Origin of the sequence: Klebsiella sp. EMBS2024 (assembly GCF_036233805.1) — a bacterium.
Taxonomy (GTDB): Bacteria; Pseudomonadota; Gammaproteobacteria; order Enterobacterales; family Enterobacteriaceae; genus Klebsiella; species Klebsiella pneumoniae.
Genome location: NZ_JAZARW010000001.1, coordinates 3368297 through 3381435, shown reverse-complemented (window position 1 = coordinate 3381435; position 13139 = coordinate 3368297). Strand labels below are relative to the sequence as shown.

Annotated in this window: 13 protein-coding genes and 1 pseudogene; 4 read left to right on the top strand and 10 right to left on the bottom strand. The window is 58.1% G+C overall.

Features of this window, described 5'->3' with window-relative positions; all coding sequences use genetic code 11:
* Nucleotides 1–24: 24 nt before the first annotated feature.
* Nucleotides 25–966, bottom strand: coding sequence for an AEC family transporter (locus VZP09_RS15495; RefSeq protein ID WP_002915041.1), 942 nt, complete (start codon nt 964–966; stop codon nt 25–27).
* A gap of 183 nt (nt 967–1149) precedes the next feature.
* On the opposite strand from VZP09_RS15495, the gene VZP09_RS15490 reads away from it, so the two are divergent.
* On the top strand, nt 1150–2037 hold the full coding sequence (locus VZP09_RS15490) for a LysR family transcriptional regulator (protein ID WP_004151056.1): 888 nt from the start codon (nt 1150–1152) through the stop codon (nt 2035–2037).
* A gap of 66 nt (nt 2038–2103) precedes the next feature.
* The gene (locus VZP09_RS15485; protein ID WP_032412958.1) at nt 2104–2445 is read left to right on the top strand and encodes a nitrous oxide-stimulated promoter family protein; all 342 of its coding nucleotides are present in this window, start codon (nt 2104–2106) and stop codon (nt 2443–2445) included.
* 66 nt (nt 2446–2511) lie between these two features.
* Here the strand turns inward: VZP09_RS15485 and VZP09_RS15480 are convergent, their stop codons facing one another.
* The 9 genes and pseudogenes from VZP09_RS15480 to VZP09_RS15440 form a co-directional block, all read right to left on the bottom strand.
* Nucleotides 2512–3366 (bottom strand): metal ABC transporter permease, encoded by an 855-nt coding sequence (locus VZP09_RS15480; protein WP_002915035.1) that lies wholly within the window; start codon nt 3364–3366, stop codon nt 2512–2514.
* On the bottom strand, nt 3360–4208 hold the full coding sequence (gene sitC / locus VZP09_RS15475; RefSeq protein WP_004145794.1) for an iron/manganese ABC transporter permease subunit SitC: 849 nt from the start codon (nt 4206–4208) through the stop codon (nt 3360–3362). The genes VZP09_RS15480 and sitC overlap by 7 nt, the downstream gene beginning before the upstream one ends.
* Nucleotides 4205–5026 carry a manganese/iron ABC transporter ATP-binding protein gene (locus VZP09_RS15470; RefSeq protein WP_004181057.1) on the bottom strand — a complete coding sequence of 274 codons (822 nt, stop codon included), beginning with the start codon at nt 5024–5026 and terminating at the stop codon, nt 4205–4207. The genes sitC and VZP09_RS15470 overlap by 4 nt, the downstream gene beginning before the upstream one ends.
* Nucleotides 5023–5940, bottom strand: coding sequence for a metal ABC transporter substrate-binding protein (locus VZP09_RS15465; protein WP_104456590.1), 918 nt, complete (start codon nt 5938–5940; stop codon nt 5023–5025). The genes VZP09_RS15470 and VZP09_RS15465 overlap by 4 nt, the downstream gene beginning before the upstream one ends.
* 178 nt (nt 5941–6118) lie before the next feature.
* The gene (locus VZP09_RS15460) at nt 6119–7081 is read right to left on the bottom strand and encodes a LacI family DNA-binding transcriptional regulator (protein WP_004181055.1); all 963 of its coding nucleotides are present in this window, start codon (nt 7079–7081) and stop codon (nt 6119–6121) included.
* Nucleotides 7082–7137: 56 nt separating this feature from the next.
* Entirely contained in the window at nt 7138–8052 is a 915-nt protein-coding gene (locus VZP09_RS15455; protein ID WP_004149504.1) for an ROK family protein, read from the bottom strand.
* Between the two features lie 50 nt (nt 8053–8102).
* Nucleotides 8103–8417, bottom strand: coding sequence for a PTS lactose/cellobiose transporter subunit IIA (locus VZP09_RS15450; RefSeq protein WP_002914983.1), 315 nt, complete (start codon nt 8415–8417; stop codon nt 8103–8105).
* 23 nt (nt 8418–8440) lie between these two features.
* A pseudogene (locus VZP09_RS15445) lies at nt 8441–9764 on the bottom strand (PTS sugar transporter subunit IIC).
* Between the two features lie 9 nt (nt 9765–9773).
* A complete protein-coding gene (locus VZP09_RS15440; RefSeq protein WP_328795261.1) occupies nt 9774–10088 on the bottom strand; it encodes a PTS sugar transporter subunit IIB in 315 nt (104 codons plus the stop codon).
* Between the two features lie 177 nt (nt 10089–10265).
* Between VZP09_RS15440 and VZP09_RS15435 the strand changes: the two genes are divergently transcribed.
* Together VZP09_RS15435 and VZP09_RS15430 are read left to right on the top strand one after the other, a co-directional pair.
* Nucleotides 10266–11537, top strand: coding sequence for a PTS sugar transporter subunit IIC (locus VZP09_RS15435; RefSeq protein WP_023317224.1), 1272 nt, complete (start codon nt 10266–10268; stop codon nt 11535–11537).
* Between the two features lie 262 nt (nt 11538–11799).
* Entirely contained in the window at nt 11800–13137 is a 1338-nt protein-coding gene (locus VZP09_RS15430) for a maltoporin (protein WP_102001282.1), read from the top strand.
* Nucleotides 13138–13139 lie beyond the last annotated feature (2 nt).

The following is a 13139-nucleotide window of genomic DNA, read 5'->3' as shown; positions in this document are numbered from 1 at the left end:
ATTCACGCGGTGTAATCGCGGTAATTAAAAGGTTAAGAAAATAAATCCGCCCATCGTAATGATGGAGGCAATAATACTCAGCGCCATCGTCGAGGCCATTTCCTGCTCGCCGGTTTTATACTGCATAGCAATAATTATCGCGATGGAGCCTACCGGGATAGCCATCGTCAATACGACTTCCTTTATTTGCTCCATGCTGAAGCCCATTTTTAATAAAATGAGATAGCAGGCGCCGGGGACCAGAATATTGCGGGCGATAACGGTGATAATGGTAGCGGTGGTGATAACAATGCTGCGCGTATAGAGCACGATCCCGGCGGCAAACAGCGCCAGCCCGCCAGAGGCTTTGCCCAGCAGACCCAGCGACATCGAGATAGTCTGCGGAATATGGATATCCGCCAGCACGATGATCAAGGCGATTACCGGCGACCAGACCACGGGTTGTTTAATGGCGTTCACCACCCGTGCGCCAAAGGAAATATGCTGGCTCTTATCGCCGGTGGCGACCGACATCAGTATCATCACCAGCGGCAGCTGGAAGACGTTTTGCGTGATGCTGGACACGGTGATCAGCGACGCGCTGACGGTGCCAAATAAAAAGGCCAGCACTGAGGTGCCGATAAACGGGACTGCCGGCGAGCCGATGGCCAGCGCCTGCAGCGTACTGAGGGCGAGGTCGCGTCGAAACAGATAGCGGGCGACCAGTAAGGGAATGACGAAGCTGAGAATCAGCGCCAGGATGATAGCCACGGCGACCGGGCCCATGGTCATGACGATGTGTCGCGGCGTCATCACCATATTGCTGAAAATACTTAGCGGCAATGCGTAGAGCATCACAATTTTATTGATGTCTCCCGCCTGCTGCCAGTTAAAGTCTTTTCGTTTACCGCTAATATAGCCGATGATGACGGTAATGATGACCGGTAATATAGCGCCTGAAATTAATAGAATATTGTTCTGTGTCATGGTGATATATTCTCATTATAAATTATCTTCGGTTCAGAAATGTGTTTTGCCGGGGTGGTGAGATAAATAAATCCTTTTGAAGTATGCGTTTCGGTGATTTTTGAGCGTATTGATAGCGATATTTATTCGCTAAAAAAGGGCGCAGGGGAAATGCAAAAACCGTTTATTCAATGAGTAAATATCATGCCAATGAAATTTAAGCAGATTCAGGCATTTATTACCGTCGCCCGCGAAGGCAATATGACCCTGGCCGCAGAGAAAATGGGGATCACCCAGTCGGGACTGAGCCGACTGCTATTGAGCCTGGAAGCGGACCTGAGCGCATCCTTATTCGAACGACATAAGCACGGCATGGCGTTGAGCGAATATGGCAGCGCCTTTTTACCCTACGCGCTGACGATGCTGAATACCGAACAAAAGGCGCGCGAGGAAATTGAGCTCATCCGCGGCGCCGGGAAAGGCATTCTGCGGATTGGCTGCGTTTCCAGTCTGCTGACCAGCCATTTCATCGATAAGCTGGCGGCTTTCCATCAGCGCCATCCCCAGATCCATCTGCGGATCGTCGACCGCATTGACTCCGAGCTGTATAAGCTGTTGCTGATGCACGACATCGATATCGCCCTCTGCGGTCCCTTACCGCATGATGAGAAAATCGTGGTGCGGGGCAAAATTAACTGGCAGGACCGGATCTGCATCGTCGCCAGGCAGCACCACCCGCTGCATCAGGCGGCGGACGTCACCCTGGAGGCGATGCTGGACTATCCGTGGATCATGCCGCCGCCGTCTAGTACGCCAATGAACATCCTGGCGGATATCTTTCGCGCCCGGCAGTTGCCCTGTCCGCAACCGGTTATTGAGTGCGCCTCATCCTCGGCCATTAAGGCCTTTCTGTGCGAGAGCGATCTGTTAACGTCGATGCCGGCCCCGGTTTACCGACACGAAGAAGCGCTTGGCCTGCTGCGCCCGTTTGAGCTCGAGGGCAGCGTTTTTATCCGGGATTTCTATGCCTACAGCCATTTCGGGGTTCTGTCCGGGGCGGCCCTGCAGTTGATTCAGCATCTGAAGCAGTGAGTCTGGTCGGGTATGGATATTAAGGTGTATGATAAATGCATCTTAAAAAAGACGAAAGGCAGGGAGATGGGGAAGCGTATCGAACGGGAAAAAATGACGATTCAGCGGATGATTGCCCTCTACCAGCGGCGCTGTCCCGAGGCGCAGGCCGATAATGCGCACTATCAGGCGCTGAACGCCTACGCTGACAAGCGCCTTGATAAGTGCGTGTTTGGCGAGAACAAACCGGCCTGCAAGCAGTGTCCGGTGCATTGCTACCAGCCGGCGAAGCGCGAGGAGATGAAGCAGATTATGCGCTGGGCCGGGCCGCGGATGCTCTGGCGCCACCCGATCCTCACTGTTCGCCATCTGCTGGACGACAGGCGCCCGGTGCCGCCGCTGCCGGAAAAATATCGACCGAAAAAGTAGCGGCTTTCCCTGGTCAGCGCTGCGCAGCCGGGCGACAAGTCGTGCTCTTGTAGCCCCGGCAAGGCGTTAGCCGCCACCGGGGATAATTGCTGAAGTTTTCTGTTTCTGACTATCGCGGATCGTGCTTGCGACAAAGGCGACTACAAACAGCGCGGTAAACAGCACCACGATAGTCGGCGCTGGCGCGCTGTCGAGATAAAACGCCAGCCACACCCCTCCCGCCGAGCAGCCGATGGCCACCGCTACCGCCAGCAGCAGGGCGTGGATAAAGCGTCTCACCAGCAGAAGCGCGATCGCCCCGGGGGCAATCAGCAGCGAAATCGACAGAATAATCCCCACCGACTGCAGCGTCGCGACGATGGTCAGGGCGATCATGCACAGCAGGCCGTAGTGCAGCAGTCCGCCGCGCAGGCCGCTGGCTTTAGCCTGCGTTGGATCGAAGGCGTGCAGCAAAAAATCCCGCCATTTGAGACCGATAATCAACGCAATCACCAGTGCGATCGCCGTCGTTTGCCCAATATCGCGGAGGGAGATCCCCAGCATATCTCCGAACAGGATATGGTCGAGATGAACATCGGACTGGATCGCTACGTACAGCACCAGTCCGGCGCCAAACATGCCGGAGAAGACAATCCCCATGATGGTATCGCGCTTGAGTCGGCTGTTATCGTCGAGAAAACCGGTCGTCACGGCGCACAGCAGACCGGCGATAAACGCGCCGATGGCGAAGGGGATGCCGATAATGTAGGCCAGCACCACGCCCGGAAAGACCGCGTGGCTCATGGCGTCGCCCATCAGCGCCCAGCCTTTGAGCACCAGAAACACCGACAGCAGCGCGCAGGGAATGGCGACGACGATCGATATCGCTATCGCATTGACCATAAAAGGAAACTGGAACGGGGCCAGGAACAGGTTCAGCATGCGGCCTCCCTGGCGCGGCGGCGGCTGGCCAGCAGGCCGTGCTTCGGCGCGAAGATAAAGGTGATGAGGAACAGCAGCGTTTGCGCGACCACGATAATGCCGCCGGTGGCGCCGTCGAGATAGTAGCTGAGCCAGGCGCCGAAGAAACTGGTCAGGCTGCCGATAGCCACGGCGATGGCCAGCAGGCGCGGGAAGCGATCGGTTAACAGCCACGCGGTGGCCCCGGGAGTGACCACCAGGCAGATGACCAGAAAGGCGCCGACGGTCTGCAGCGCCGCCACGGTGCAGGCGGCCAGCAGGGTAAAGAACAGCAGCTTCAGGCCGCGGGTGTTCAGGCCAATCGAGCGGGCGTGGTGTTCATCAAAGAAGGTCACCATCAGGTCTTTCCACTTCAGCAGCAGAATCGCCATTGAGATAAAGCCGATCGCTGCCAGCTGGATAATATCCTCCGGGGCGATGGCCAGAATATTGCCGAGGATGATGGTCTGGATATTCACCGACGTCGGATTCAGCGACACCATAAACAGCCCGATCCCGAAGAAGGAGGAGAAGATCAGCCCGATAATAGCATCTTCTTTTAGCCGCGACCGCTGTTGCAAAAACAGCATGCTGCCTGCCGCCAGACCGCCGGAGAGAAATGCGCCGAGCGCGAAGGGCAGGCCGAGCATATAGGCCCCGGCGACGCCGGGTACAATCGAGTGGGAGAGGGCGTCGCCAATCAGCGACCAGCCTTTGAGCATCAGGTAGCAGGAGAGAAAGGCGCAGACGCCGCCCACCAGCGCCGACACCCACATCGCATTGAGCATATAGTGATAGCCAAACGGCTCCAGCAGCCAGCTCATCGTGGGCCTCCCGCCGCGCGCCGGCTGATAAACGGCCGCTCGTCATCGGTGATAACCTGCGCTTCCCCGCCGGTGAGCGCGACGTGGCGCAGCACGCCGCTGAAAGCCCGCTCCAGATTCTCGGCAGTGAAGGTGGTTTCTGTCGGGCCGCTGGCCAGCACGGTGCCTTTCACCATCACCGTATAATCACAAAATTCGCTCACTGACCCGAGGTTGTGGGTGGAGACCAGCATGGTACAGCCCTCATCGCGGAGCTCGCGCAGCAGGCTGATGATCCGCGCTTCGGTCTGCACATCGACGCCGGTGAAAGGTTCATCCAGCAGGATCACCTGACCCTGCTGAGCGATGGCGCGGGCAAGAAAGACGCGCTTTTTCTGCCCGCCGGAGAGCTCGCCAATCTGCCGATGGCGGAACTCGCTCATGCCCACGCGGGCCAGCGCGGCATCGACAATCTCGCGATCGCGCGGCTTTGCCCGCCGCAGCCAGCCCATATGGCCGTAGCGGCCCATCATCACCACATCCTCCACCAGCACCGGGAAGGACCAGTCCACCTCTTCCGACTGCGGGACATAGGCGACCAGGTTCTGGCGCAGCGCGCGGTTGACCGGCTGGCCGAGTATGGCGATCTCGCCGTGACCAACGCGGACAAAGCCCATCAGCGCTTTAAACAGCGTGGATTTACCCGAGCCGTTAACCCCCACCAACGCGGCAATGGAGCCGCGCGGCACGCTGAACGAGGCGTCGCGCAGGGCAGTGTGGCCGTTACGCCAGGTGACGGTGAGCTGGTCGACATACAGTCCCGCTTGCGCTGCATTCATGGCTGCTTCCTCATCCCGTCCTGGATACCGTTGACGATGGTTTCGGTGGTGACGCGCAGCAGGTCGAGCCAGGTCGGCACCGGGCCGTCGGCGGCGCTCAGCGAATCGACATACAGCACGCCGCCGTAGTGGGCCCCGGCTTCCCGCGCCACCTGACGCGCCGGTTTATCGGAGATGGTGCTTTCGCTGAAGATGGTCGGGATGCGTTCTTTCTTCATGGTGTCGATAACCTTGCGCACCTGTTGCGGGGTGCCCTGCTGGTCGGCATTGATCGGCCACAGATACAGTTCGCGCAGGCCATAGTCGCGGGCCAGATAGGAGAAGGCTCCCTCGCTGGTGACCAGCCAGCGCTTATCCGCCGGCAGCTGCGCCAGTCTGGCCTGCAGCGGCGCCATCGTCTGACGGATCTTCTCTTTGTAGGCCTCGGCGTTACGGCGATAGGTGTCGGCGTGAGGCGGATCGTACTTCACCAGCGCATCGCGAATGTTATCGACATAGATCAGGGCGTTATCTGCCGACATCCAGGCATGGGGATTGGGCTTCCCGCTATAGGGGCCCGCGCTGATGCCCACCGGCTGGATCCCCTCGCTGACCACCACCTCCGGAACGCCCTGTAAGTGCTGATAAAAACGGGCAAACCACCGTTCGAGATTAAGCCCATTGCTGAGGATCAGCTGCGCCCCCTGCGCGCGTTTGATATCGCCGGGCGTGGGCTGGTAATCATGGATCTCCGCGCCCGGTTTAGTAATGGAGCTCACGTCGGCGGCGTCGCCGGCCACGTTCTGCGCCATATCGGCGATAACCGTGAAGGTGGTGATAACCCTGAATTTCTCCTGCGCCGAGGCCGGCGTCGCGGCCAGCAGAGCCAGCGCGCTGGCCAGCAGCAATGATTTCAGCGGTGTCAGGTGTAGCATAGGATCCCTCGCAATGGTGTGGTTAATTTCCCAGCGTTTATAGCTATTGCTATGTTATATAGCACAAGCTATTTATAAATGAAAATAATTCTTATTTGCATGCGTGGGTAATAATGAGCCGGGAAACGAAAGCGCGAAAAGGGGAGGTAAGTCTGGCCCGGCGCCAACCGGGCGAAGATCAAGAAATATCGGCGACCGACTGGCGCGGGATCAGGCGGCCAGCCAGCGAGCGGCCCTCGGTGGCGAATGTTGGCCGGTCGTCAATCAGGCTGCGAATACGCTGAATACAGTTATCCAGCAGCGCCTCCAGTGGCCAGGAGATGCAGGTCAGCGGCGGGTAGAGCAGCGAGGCGAGCGGGGAATCCTCAAGGCTCAGCAGGGAGACCTCCTGCGGGACGGCGATGGTGAATTCGCGCAGCAGACGCATCGCCTCTGCCGCGTAGCGGTCGCGTTTAACGATAATGACTGAGTATTTACTGAAGCTGTTAATTAAGGTCAGCAGCGCCTGCTCGACGTCATCGTTGGCCGTCAGCACCAGCTGGCGGTTAAAAGGAATGGAGTAGTTCTGCAGGACGTTGCGGTAGCCTTCCAGCATCTGACGGCTGGCATCGTCGCTATCGCTGTCCACCAGCAGGGCGATGTTGCGGTGTCCCTTGCCAATCACATAGCGGCAGGCGCTTTCGGTGGCAAAGGCGAAGTCATAGCCCTGGCTGTTGCTCCCGGCGACGCCGAAGCGGTCAAAGGCGATAACGTTGCGCGGCGCGTCGGCGGCAACGGCGCCCAGCACCACCACCGCCACGCACTGGCGCTGCAGATCGTCGATTACCGCCGCCTGCTCTACCGGGTCGCTGACGTACTGGACCAGCAGGCTTTTATTCAGCCCTTTCAGCGCCTGAGAGAGCAGCGGCAGCAGACGTGCGCCGTGGCTTTCGTCCTGCGCGGAAATCACCAGACCAACGTGGCTGGATGTCTGACTGGCGAGGTTTTGCGCGGCAAAGCTCGGGCGATAGTTGAGTTCTTCAACGGCCCGCAGCACAGCTTCCCGGCTCTCTTCGCGCACGCCCCGGGTGCCGGTCAGCACGCGGGATACCGTCGCTCTTGAGACATTCGCTAATCTTGAAACATCATCAATCGTTGGCATGGCTTTTTCTGTCTGAACATTTTCGCCTAGCTTAACATACCTGCTGAAAAAAGTGTCTACCGCTGCCCTTGCGCGGCGCCGGGAAGCCGGGGCAGCCAGGCCGCGCCGCGCACGCCGCTGGCGTCGCCGAAACGGGCCGGTTTGATCTGCGTGCGGCAGGTGTCGGAGAAGATCCACGGCACGATGGCGGCAGGTAGATCGCGATAGATCTGGCTGACGTTGGACAGACCGCCGCCCAGCACAATCACCTGCGGGTCGAGAATATTGATCACCGACGCCAGGCTGCGGGCAAAGGCATCGATAAAGTGTCGCCAGTGGGCCAGCGCGCGCGGATCGCCGTTTTGCGCCGCGGCGACAATGGCTTCCGCACGGGCTTGTTCCCCATAGCGGCGGGCGAAGCCGGTGCCGGAGAGAAAGCTTTCGATGCAGTTCGTTTTGCCGCAGTAGCAGGGCTGCGGCGGGCCATCGCGCTCAGGAGTATAGCCCGGCAGCGGATTATGCCCCCACTCTCCGGCGATAGCGTTGGGGCCGCTGAGCAGCTGTTGATGCACGGCGATCCCGCCGCCGCAGCCGGTACCGATAATCACCCCGAAGACGGTGGTAGCTCCGGCGCCGGCGCCATCCACCGCCTCCGAAAGGGTGAAGCAGTCGGCATCGTTTGCCATCCACACCGGCTGGCCAAGCTGCTGCATGATATCCCGGCGCAGATCGTGACCGTTGAGCACCAGGCAGTTGCAGTTTTTAATGCGTCCGCTTTGCGGATCGATAGCTCCTGGCAGGCCGATCCCCAGGGTGAACGGCTGCGGGCTGACCGCGCGAATATCGGCAATCAGGGTCAGCAGCTGACGCATAAAGGCGTCATAGCTCTCTTTGTGGGTCGGCCGGCGCAGGCGCTGGACGCATTCGCCCGCCGGGTCCAGCAGTACGGCTTCCATTTTGGTGCCGCCAATATCTATTCCAAGATGTAACATAGTGACCTCGGGGAATCAGGCCCGGCCAGCGCGTCTGGCCGGGCAAGGCGCTAGGCGTGAAGCGGCTGCGCGCGGTAAATCGCAATCAGTTCGGCAATAAGCTCTTTCGCCAGAATGGATGTCATCAGGTGATCCTGAGCATGGACCATTACCAGCGTCATTTTGGTTTTTCCCTCGCCTTCGTCAGCTTCGATAAGCTGGGTCTGTACAAGGTGAGCTTCGCGGGAATAGTGCGCCGCTTCCTGCATTTTGGCGTCGGCGGTGGCGAAATCACCCGCTTTAGCGGCGTGCAGCGCTTCGTAGCACAGGCTACGTGACTGGCCGGCATTGATGATGATCCCCATCACCTGTTCTTCTAATTCCATGATTATCCTCTGAATCGTTAGCGTTAAGCGGTTTGCGCCGCGTTGTCAGCCTGGCCGACGGCGTTTTCACGCTCCTGGGCCAGCAGCTGTTTTTCGTAAGCTTTGAGAAATGGCAGGTACATCACCATGGCGGTAGCCATACAAATGAGGCACAGGATCACCGGGCTAAAGCTCCAGTTCGCCGCCCACGAGGCGCCGATAGGCGCCGGCGTTGTCCACGGCGTCATCGACACTACGCGGCTGACCAGGTCCAGCTTCAGCGCGAAGTACGCCAGGGTCGCGTTGACCATCGGCACCAGCACGAACGGCAGGAAAAACAGCGGGTTCATGATGATCGGCGCGCCAAACAGAATCGGTTCGTTGATGTTAAATACGCCCGGCACGACCCCCATCCGGCCGATCGTCCGCAGATGCACGGCCTTGCTGCGCAGCAGCATCAGCGCCAGCGGCAGGGTGGAGCCGACGCCGCCGATCAGCAGATAGTGATCCCAGAAGCCCTGGACATAGATGTGCGGGATAGCGGTGCCAGCGGCCATGGCCGCCTGATTGACCGACAGGTTGGCCATCCAGAACGGGTTCATGATCCCGGTGACGATCAGCGCGCCGTGGATCCCGGCGAACCACAGCACCTGACAGACCAGCACCGACAGCAGGATCGCCGGCAGCGTATCGGAAGCCGCGACCAGCGGCTTCACCAGCGACATGATCGCTTCCGGAATGATCATCCCCAGCTGGGCTTCGATAAACAGGTTCAGCGGATGCAGCGTCAGAATGATCGCCAGCACCGGGATCAGGATTTCAAACGAGCGCGCCACCCCGGCAGGCACTTCCGGCGGCAGGCGAATGGTGATGTTATGCCGTTTGAGGAAGGCGTACAGCTCGGTGGAATAGATGGCCACCAGAATGGCGGTAAAGATCCCCTGACCGGAGAAGTAGGCAGTAGAGATCTGGCCATCTTTCAGCGGCGCGGCTACCAGCAGAAACGACATCAGCGACAGCATCCCGGCGGTCAGCGAGTCCAGATGATGGTGTTTGGCGAGGCTGGCGGCGATNNNNGACGGCGATAAACAGGGTCATCACCCCCATGCTGAAGTTGAACGGCAGCATCAGCGCATCGCGATGATCGAGCGAAAATTGCAGCCAGGCGCGGGCAAACCCCCACGTCGTATCCGGAGAAAACGGCGGGAAGATAAACACCAACAGGAACGAGCCGACGATCATAAAGGGCAGGGCAGTGATAAAGCCATCGCGGATCGAGGTGACATATTTTTGCTGGCCGATCGCGCCGGCCATAGGCGTGATCTGCCGTTCGATCACGTCGATCAGTTTAGCGTACAGAGAGCTCATGATCTTTCCTTAGTTCTTGTTTTCGATAAGGGAAAGGGCGAAATCAAGGACCGCGGCGCCTTTTTGCATGCCGTAGTCCATCATATTGATGGGTTCGACGCGGATACCGTATTTATCCGCCTGTTTTTGCAGGTCCTGCTGCATGTATTTCACCTGCGGCCCCAGCAGCACCACCTGATAATGGCCGACCTGTTCGGCAAACTCCGCTACGCCATAGGCGTTGATCTCTACCGGCAGGCCCCGCTGTTCGGCTTCCGCAATCATTTTTTTCATCAGCAGGCTGGTGGACATGCCTNCCGAACAACACAACATAATTTTTTTCATAATTACCGCTCCTGATGAGGTTGGATGAGCGGACTATAGTCAAAATGGATGCATTACGGAAAGCGCTTTCCGTTTGTGGATTTATTAATTGTGACCATGATCACCTATGGCAGGCTTTCACTTTCCGGTGTTGTGGGCGATCATCCCGGCGAGACAACCATTCGCAAAGGTAGGAGTATGAACATTCAGTTAATGAATGTGGCCGTGGACATCATCGAGCAGCGGCTGGCGCCGCTGGCGAATGTTCTGACGCGCAACAACCACATTACGGCGATGCGCGATAGCTTTGCGCTGGCTATGCCCTTTGTGATCGTTGGCAGCCTGTTGGTTCCCATTTTGTTTCCGCCCGTTTCCATCGACGGCGCCTCGCGTTTCGGCCAGGTCTATTTGCTGCTGCGGCCAATCCTGCTGCCGACCTTTCAGCTAACCATTGGCCTGGTGGCGCTGATTGTCGCCTTCGGCGCCAGCGCCAGTCTCGCCAAGCAGTACCGTCTGCCGGAACGGCTCTGCGGTTTAACCGGGTGTCTGGCTTTTCTGCTGTTTATCGGCTTTCGCGAGACTGCGGTGAGCAATGTTTATCTCGGCGGTATGGGGATATTTACCGCTCTGATATCCAGCACCTATTCCATTGAGATTATTCGCTTTTTCTACAAAAAAGGCTGGTGTATTCGCTTGCCTGATGAAGTGCCGCTGATGACCCGCAATGGCTTTCAACTGCTGATCCCGCTGCTGGTGGTGATGCTGTCGATAAGCGTGATGAATGCCATACTGCTGCAGACCACCGGACGCATCGTACCGGAGTTGATCAGCGAAGCGGTGCGGCCGCTGGTGCTGGCGTCCGACACGCTGATGGCGGTACTTATCTCTTTATTTATCTGTAACTTACTCTGGTTTATCGGTATCCACGGCGCGCTGATCATCACCGGGATCATGAACCCCTTCTGGATGACCTATCTGTTTGAAAATCAGCAGGCGCTGGCGGCGGGTTCGCCAACGCTGCCGCATGTTTATCTGCAGGGGTTCTGGGATTTTTACCTGCTGATCGGCGGTATTGGCTCCACTTTGCCTCTGGTGCTGATGGCGATGCGCAGCCGCTCGCGGCAGCTGAAAAGCGTGGCCAAGATTGGCCTGCTGCCGTCGCTGTTTAATATCAACGAGCCGATACTGTTTGGTTTTCCGGTGATCATGAACCCGGTTTTTTTACTGCCGTTTCTCTTTGTTCCCCTGATAAACGCCTGTATCGCATGGTATTTAACTCAGCTGGGTATCCTCGACCGCGCGGTGGCGATGCTGCCATGGTCGATGCCTTCCCCGCTGGGGGCGGCATGGTCGGCGAACGGCAGCTGGAAAAATTTGTGCATGAGCCTGTTCGCGATGTTTAACGCCTGGATGCTCTATCGCCCCTTCTTCAAAGTGTACGAACGTCAGCTCGCGGAAACCGAACGCTGATCCTCTCGCCGTCGGCGGCTTATCCCCCGGCGGCACCTGCTCATCTGCTCCTCCTTCCGCTCCACTGCCGGCGCCCGGCGGCATTCTTGTAATTTTATGTGATCAGTCTCACGAATATATTCGCCGCAGAGCTAATTTTGTGAACCAGATAGGCAATTATGGAAAGCGCTTTCCGTAAGTGGATGTACATTTCCGTTTTTGATCCGTAAATTTCCCCTCCGTTATCGGTTCGTGTTAACAAACATAACGTGGGAAAAAAATAATGATAAAGCTGAAACACTCAATACCTCTGGCTCTCCTCTCGCTGGCAGGGGCCAGCAGCCCGGCCTGCGCCGATCCGAAGTATGATTTTGCGCTGCATGGCTATATCCGCTCCGGGATCCTGGCGAACTCCGATGGCAACCGCGCGGACTCCGTCGGCTTGATGCCGGACGGTAAGTGGCGACTGGGCAACGAAGAAGACACCAAGATCGAACTGATCCCCACCGTGACGCTGACGGCGGACAGCGGCGTGGTGGCGAAAGTGCAGGCCAACCTCACTCACCAGTCGAAATGCACCTCCGACTGGAACTGTCAGGATGACGATGGCCATGACGTACAGTTTCGTGAAGGGTTCGCCGAGCTGAGCAATCTGGATTTTGCGCCGGAGATGACCTTCTGGGCCGGTAAGCGCTATAGCAGCTCCAACACCTCCAGCCATCAGTTCGACTGGGAGTACATTCAGTACAACGGCACCGGCGGCGGCTTCGACAACATGGATCTCGGCTTCGCCCGCTTCGACGCCGGGGTGTACGCCTTTTCACCCACCGATGAAACCAAAGCCTACCCGGTGGATAAGGGAAATCAGGGCTACCCGGATGACTATTCCCTCAACCTGTGGCTGAAAAAGATCGCGGGGACAGGCTTCGATCTGGAGCTGATCGGCCACCACATGAACCGTAACGAAAACCATCCGACTTCCGCCGAGAAGGGCTATGGCGTGACCGGTATTTATAACTTTGACGGCTTCTATGGTCTGACCGGAGGATACTCCCGCCTCGCATTGCAGTACGGGAAAGGGCTGGCGGCGGGTGACTCGCTGGGTAAAAACGGCTGGGGCTGGGCCAATCTGGAAAACACCCAGTCCTGGCGAGTGGTGCTGGATAGCGTGGCCTCGATGGGCGACCTGGAGATCTCGACCTTCGCTTTCTGGCAGAAAGATAAAAACTACCGCTGGTGGACGGAAGATGAAAATGGCTGGGGACGCTCGATGTGGGTCGCTGGTATCCGCCCTTATCATCAGATCACCCGCAACTTTGCCATGCAGTACGAGCTGGGCTACGAATACCTGGATGACAAAAACTACAAAGGAGTAAACGGCAAAGGCAAAGGCGGCCTGACCAAAGTCACCGTTGCGCCAACGCTGACCTTTGACTCCGGTTTCTGGGCGCGTCCGCAGCTGCGCTTCTTCGTCACCTACGCGAAGTGGGATAAAGGTGTCTCCGATGCATTAGACGGTAACTACAACTGGGATACCAATACCATCACCGCCGGCGGGTATTCCCGCAGTGGCTCTACCGACACCGTTAACTTCGGCGTACAGGCCGAGGTCTGGTTCTAAGG

What these genes read in the sequence shown, in the direction of transcription:
- VZP09_RS15480 (WP_002915035.1), bottom strand. Translation starts at nt 3,366, where the DNA reads ATGCTGAACCTGTTCCTGGCCCCGTTCCAGTTTCCTTTTATGGTCAAT.
- VZP09_RS15455 (WP_004149504.1), bottom strand. Translation starts at nt 8,052, where the DNA reads ATGTTACATCTTGGAATAGATATTGGCGGCACCAAAATGGAAGCCGTA.
- VZP09_RS15435 (WP_023317224.1), top strand. Translation starts at nt 10,266, where the DNA reads ATGAACATTCAGTTAATGAATGTGGCCGTGGACATCATCGAGCAGCGG.
- VZP09_RS15450 (WP_002914983.1), bottom strand. Translation starts at nt 8,417, where the DNA reads ATGGAATTAGAAGAACAGGTGATGGGGATCATCATCAATGCCGGCCAG.
- VZP09_RS15485 (WP_032412958.1), top strand. Translation starts at nt 2,104, where the DNA reads ATGGGGAAGCGTATCGAACGGGAAAAAATGACGATTCAGCGGATGATT.
- VZP09_RS15490 (WP_004151056.1), top strand. Translation starts at nt 1,150, where the DNA reads ATGCCAATGAAATTTAAGCAGATTCAGGCATTTATTACCGTCGCCCGC.
- VZP09_RS15495 (WP_002915041.1), bottom strand. Translation starts at nt 966, where the DNA reads ATGACACAGAACAATATTCTATTAATTTCAGGCGCTATATTACCGGTC.
- VZP09_RS15460 (WP_004181055.1), bottom strand. Translation starts at nt 7,081, where the DNA reads ATGCCAACGATTGATGATGTTTCAAGATTAGCGAATGTCTCAAGAGCG.
- VZP09_RS15465 (WP_104456590.1), bottom strand. Translation starts at nt 5,940, where the DNA reads ATGCTACACCTGACACCGCTGAAATCATTGCTGCTGGCCAGCGCGCTG.
- VZP09_RS15430 (WP_102001282.1), top strand. Translation starts at nt 11,800, where the DNA reads ATGATAAAGCTGAAACACTCAATACCTCTGGCTCTCCTCTCGCTGGCA.
- VZP09_RS15470 (WP_004181057.1), bottom strand. Translation starts at nt 5,026, where the DNA reads ATGAATGCAGCGCAAGCGGGACTGTATGTCGACCAGCTCACCGTCACC.
- sitC (WP_004145794.1), bottom strand. Translation starts at nt 4,208, where the DNA reads ATGAGCTGGCTGCTGGAGCCGTTTGGCTATCACTATATGCTCAATGCG.